Here is a 5,126-nt window from a genome sequence, read left to right as displayed (position 1 = left end):
CCAACCGCTCCGCGAACACCACCGAAGAATCCAACAACCCCACAGCCATCCCCGCCCACTGATGACCCTGCCCCGGAAACACAAACACCACCCGGTCCGGCTCGGAAACCGGACCCGATCCGATGAAAGCGCCCGGCCCCGAACCGCCACTCGCCAGTACGCCCAGATTCGCCGTCAATTCGTCCCGGTCCGACCCCACGGCGACCCCGCGCCAGCCGAGTACCGCCCGCGAACTCACCAACTCGCCCGCGATATCGCGCGGCTCCGCCCCGTTCTCGACCAGCGGCAGCAGACCGGCCGCCACACCCTTCAGACCACCGGGTGAACCGCCCGACACCACCAGCGGCACCACACCGCCGCCCACCACACCACCGGCGCCGGTATCGGCATCGGGCTCCTCCTGCGGCTCCGCCTCCGGCTCCTCCAGCAGGACATGGCAGTTCGTCCCGCTCACCCCGAACGAGGAGACCCCGGCCCGGCGCGGCTTCTCCCCGCGCGGCCACTCCCTGGCGTCGGTGAGCAGTTCCACGGCGCCGGAGTCCCAGTCCACCTCGGGTGTCGGCGCGTCCACATGCAGGGTGCGGGGCATCCGCCGATGGCGCATCGCCTCGATCACCTTGATCACCCCGCCGACCCCGGCGGCGGCGACGCTGTGGCCGATATTGGACTTCAGCGAGCCCAGCATCAGCGGGTTCTCCGGCCGCCTGCCCTGCCCGTAGGTGGCCAGCAGCGCGCGGGCCTCGATCGGGTCGCCGAGGGTGGTGCCCGTACCGTGCGCCTCCACCAGGTCGACATCGGCGGCGCCGAGTCCGGCGTCGGCCAGCGCCTGCCGGATCACCCGCTCCTGCGCGGGGCCGCTGGGGGCGGCGAGCCCGTTGGACGCCCCGTCCTGGTTGACGGCGGAGCCCCGGATCACGGCGTGGATCCGGTGGCCGAGGCGGCGGGCGTCGGAGAGCCGTTCGACCAGGACGAGACCGGCGCCCTCGGCCCAGGAGGTGCCGTCGGCGGCGGCGGCGAAGGACTTGCACCGGCCGTCGGCGGCCAGGCCGCGCTGTTTGGCGAAGTCGATGTGTCCGCCGGGGTCGGCGTGGATGGTCACCCCGCCCGCGACGGCCAGGGTCGACTCCCCCGACCTGATCGACCGGATCGCCAGATGCAGCGCCACCAGCGACGACGAGCAGGCGGTGTCCAGGGAGACGGCCGGGCCCTCGAAGCCGTAGGTGTACGCCATCCGGCCGGAGGCGACACTGCTCAGCTTGCTGGTCATCAGAAAGCCCTCGAGCTCCTCGGGCACGTTGAGCCCGTGGTAGCTCTCCTCCACGATGCCGACGAAGACCCCGGTACTGCTGCCCTTCAAGGTGGTGACGTCGATCCCGGCGTGTTCGAACAGCTCCCAGGAGGTCTCCATCAGCACCCGCTGCTGGGGGTCCATCGCCAGCGCCTCGCGCGGGGAGATCCCGAAGAAGCCGGCGTCGAAGAGAGGGGCGTCGGTCAGGAAGCCGGAGCGGGTCGAGTAGCACTTCTCGTTCAGCCGCTCCAGATCCCACTCACGGTCGGTGGGGGGATCGGTGATGGCGTCGACGCCGTCGTCCACCAGCCGCCACAGATCGGCCGGGGACGCCACTCCGCCGGGGTAGCGGCAGGCCATCCCGACGATCACCACCGGCTCCTCGTCGGCGGCTTCCGCCTCGGCCAGCCGCCGCCGGGTCTCCTGCAGATCGGCGGTGACCCATTTCAGATACTCGACCAGCTTCTCTTCCCTGGTCGCCGCCGCTCCGGCCGTGGTCCCGCCCGTGGTCGCCGTGGTCTCCGCTTCGGACATCGCGCCATCCCCCCATGCGTACGTACGTGAATGCGGTGCCGGGGACGGTCGGGTCCCCGGCATCCGGTCAGCGCCGGGTGCGGCCCAGCTCCGTGTCGATCAGGTCGAACATCTCGTCCACCGACGCCGAGGCGATCCGGTCGGCGGCCGCCTCCCGGTCGTCCTCGGTCGTGGTGGGTGCGGCGAACCGGGCGGCCATCGCCCGCAGCCGCCGGTGGAGGACGTCGCGGTGCCGCTGGTCGTCGGCGAGCTCCTCCAGTTCGGCGTCGAGCCGGTCCAGTTCGGCCAGCAGCCGGCCCGCGGTGGGCGCGCCGCCGGGTGCGACCAGGGTCAGCAGATGGGCGGTGAGGGCCTCCGGGGTCGGATGGTCGAAGACCAGGGTGGCGGGGAGTCCGAGCCCCACCGCCGTGCCGAGCCGGTTGCGCAGCTCCATCGCGGTGAGGGAGTCGAAGCCCAGTTCCTGGAACTCGCTGCGGACGCCGACGGCGTACGGGTCGGCGTGGCCGAGGACGGCCGCGACCTCGGCGCGGACGATCCCGAGGACGTGGGCCTGCCGTGCGGCGGGGTCGAGGCCGGCCAGCCGGTCCTGGAGCGAGTCTGCGGGTTCGGCGGTCCGGACGCTCCGCCGGGCGGGTGCGCGCCGCAGGTCCCGGAGGGCGGACGGCACCTGTTCGGGCAGTGCCGACCGGTCGACGGAGGCATGGACCAGGACGGTCCGGCCGAGGCCGGCGGCGGTGTCGAAGGCGGCGGCGGTGTCGGCTCCGGTCCGGGGGCGGAACCAGTCGTGGGCGCCGCGTCCGGCCGGTGCCGGGGCGTCGTCGTCGGGCTGTCCGGGCGGGCGGAGGAGCGCCGTGGCGGGCAGCCCCAGGGCGGCGCGGTGCCGGGCGAGCCGGTCGAGGAAGGCCGCGGCGGCGGCGCCGTGGGCCCGTCCCGGCGCGCCGAGGAGTCCGGCGGTGGAGTGGCCGATGACGAAGGCCGACAGGTCGAGGTCCCGGGTGAGCCGGTGCAGGTGCCAGGCGCCGTCGGCGGTGGCGGTCAGCATGGCGTCGAGCCGTTCGGCGGTGAGGGCCGTCACCGGGGCGTCGTCGCGGAAGGAGGGGAGGTGGACGACCGCCCGCAGGGGGTGTTCGGCCGGTACGGCCGCCAGTGTTCCGGCCAGGGCCGCCGGGTCGGCGGGGTCGCAGTGCGCGACGGTGGCCTCGGCGCCGAGGGCGGTGAGTTCGGCGGCGAGCGGTGTGAGGTCCGCCGTACCGGACTCGGTGGGGGCGGTGAGCAGGAGCCGGGTCGCGCCGTGGGCGGTGACGAGTTCGCGGACGAGGGGTCCGGTGAGTCCGCCGGGGCCGCCGGTGACGAGGACGGTGCCCTTGTCGAAGGCGGGCCGGTGACCGGTTGCTCCCGCTTCGGTCGTACGGGTCGCGGGGCGCAGCCGGGGTGCGGTGAAGCGGCCGTCGCGGTGGGCGAGTTCGGATTCCCCGGTCCTCAGGGCGGCGGCGAGTTCGGCCGGTGGTACGGCGGCCGGGTCGGCGGCGCAGAGGACGATCCGGCCGCCGGTCTCGGCCTGGGCGGAGCGCAGGAGTCCGCGTACGGCGGCGTAGGCCAGGGCGGTCGCCGTCGTCTCGCCGGTCGCCGTCTCCCCGGTCCCGGCCTCGCCGGTGGCGGTCTCCTCCGCCGTGGCCGGGTCGGGCAGGAGGACGAGCAGCCGGGTGCCGTGGAGCCGTTCCTCGACGGCGAGTTCACGGGCCAGGCCGAGCGCCTTTCCGGCCGCCTCGCGGGCGGCGGCGGTCACCTCGGTCGCGGTGCCGGGCCGCCAGGGGACGAGCAGCCAGTCGATCCGGGTACCCGCCTCGACGGCGTCGGCCGCGTCGGCCAGTCCCGTGTACCGGGTGATACCGGCCAGATCGAGGTCGAGGGTGCCCCAGTGGGGCGTCTCGTCCCCGGGGACGGTCCCGACCGGGATCCATTCGAGGGTGTGGAGTTCGGTACCGGGCGCGATGCCGTTCCGGCTCGTTCCGGGGCCGAGCGCGTCCTCGGAGAGTTCGCGGAAGGTGACCGCATCGGCGGTGAGTACGGGTTCGCCGTGTTCGTCGGCGAGGGTGAGCGCCACCGCGGGTTCGTCGGTTCCGGGGGCCGGGGGCACCTCGGCGGTCGCGACCCGGACCGAGGCCGCGCCGCCGGCGTGCAGGCGTACCCCGCGCCAGTGGGCGGGTACGGCGACGGTCCCGGGCCGTCCGGCCGTACGGCGGGCGGGCAGCGCGGCGGCCAGCAGGGCGGGGTGGAGTCCGTACCGTACGGCCTCGGCGGTCCGTTCGTCGGTGAGGGCGATGGTGGTGGTGCCGGTACCGGCGGTGGCGCTGTCCCCGGAGGCGGTACGGAGGACGGGGGCGGCCTCCGTACCGCCGCCGAGAACTCCCCTGGCGCAGTGCGTCCAGGGCGTCTCACCGGCTTCCGGCCGGGCGTGGACGGCGACGGTCCGGTCTCCGGAGCCGTCGGCCGGGCCGACGGTTACCCGGAGTTGAACGCCGCCGCTCTCGGGCAGCGGGAAGGGGGTCGTCGCGGTCAGTTCGCGGACGACGGTGGCACCGGTCTCGTCCCCGGCGCGGATCGCGAGTTCCAGCAGGGCGGCGGGGGCCAGGACGGCCGTGTCCCCGATGGTGTGGTCGGCGAGCCAGGGGTGGGTACGGATCGCGATCCGGCCGGTGAGCAGGGTGTCGTCGCCGTCGGCCGGGGCGATCACGGCCGCCAGCAGCGGGTGGTCGGCCGCGGTCAGTCCCAGGGCGGCGGTGTCGCCGTGCCGGGCGGGCGGCTCGATCCAGTAGCGGTCGCGGCGGAAGGCGTAGGTGGGCAGTTCGATCCGGCGGGCGCCCGGATGGACGGCGGACCAGTCGAGTGCCGTGCCCCGGGCGTGCAGTGCGCCGCGGGCGGCGGCGACGGTACGGGGCTCGGAGCGGTCGCGGCGCAGCAGGGGTACGACGGCGCCGGGTTCGTGGTCGAGGCAGCGGGGCACGAGGGCGCTGAGAACGCCGTCGGGGCCGAGTTCGACGAAGTCGCCGACTCCACGGGCCGCGAGGGTGCGGACGCCGTCGTGGAAGCGGACGGCTTCGCGGATGTGCCGAACCCAGTAGTCCGGGGAGCAGAGTTGCTCGGCCGTGGCCGGTTCCCCGGTGACATTGGAGACGACGGGCAGCGTCGGCGGACGGAACGTCAGTGTCCGGAGCACCGTACGGAACTCTTCGAGTACGCCGTCCATATGCGGCGAGTGGAAGGCATGGCTGACCTTGAGGGCGGTGGTCTTACGGCCCTCGCC

2 protein-coding genes are annotated in these 5,126 nt (G+C 74.5%); both read right to left on the bottom strand.

The window, feature by feature from the left end; translation table 11 throughout:
* The coding region (locus AB0G74_RS34085; RefSeq protein WP_361154543.1) for a beta-ketoacyl synthase N-terminal-like domain-containing protein at window positions 1-1,822 on the bottom strand (1,822 nt) is incomplete at its 3' end.
* Between the two features lie 67 nt (window positions 1,823-1,889).
* The coding region (locus AB0G74_RS34080; RefSeq protein ID WP_361154540.1) for a KR domain-containing protein at window positions 1,890-5,126 on the bottom strand (3,237 nt) is incomplete at its 5' end.

The sequence above is a fragment of the Streptomyces sp. NPDC020875 genome, assembly GCF_040641415.1.
GTDB lineage: Bacteria > Actinomycetota > Actinomycetes > Streptomycetales > Streptomycetaceae > Streptomyces.
This window is presented reverse-complemented; position numbering and strand designations above follow the sequence as displayed.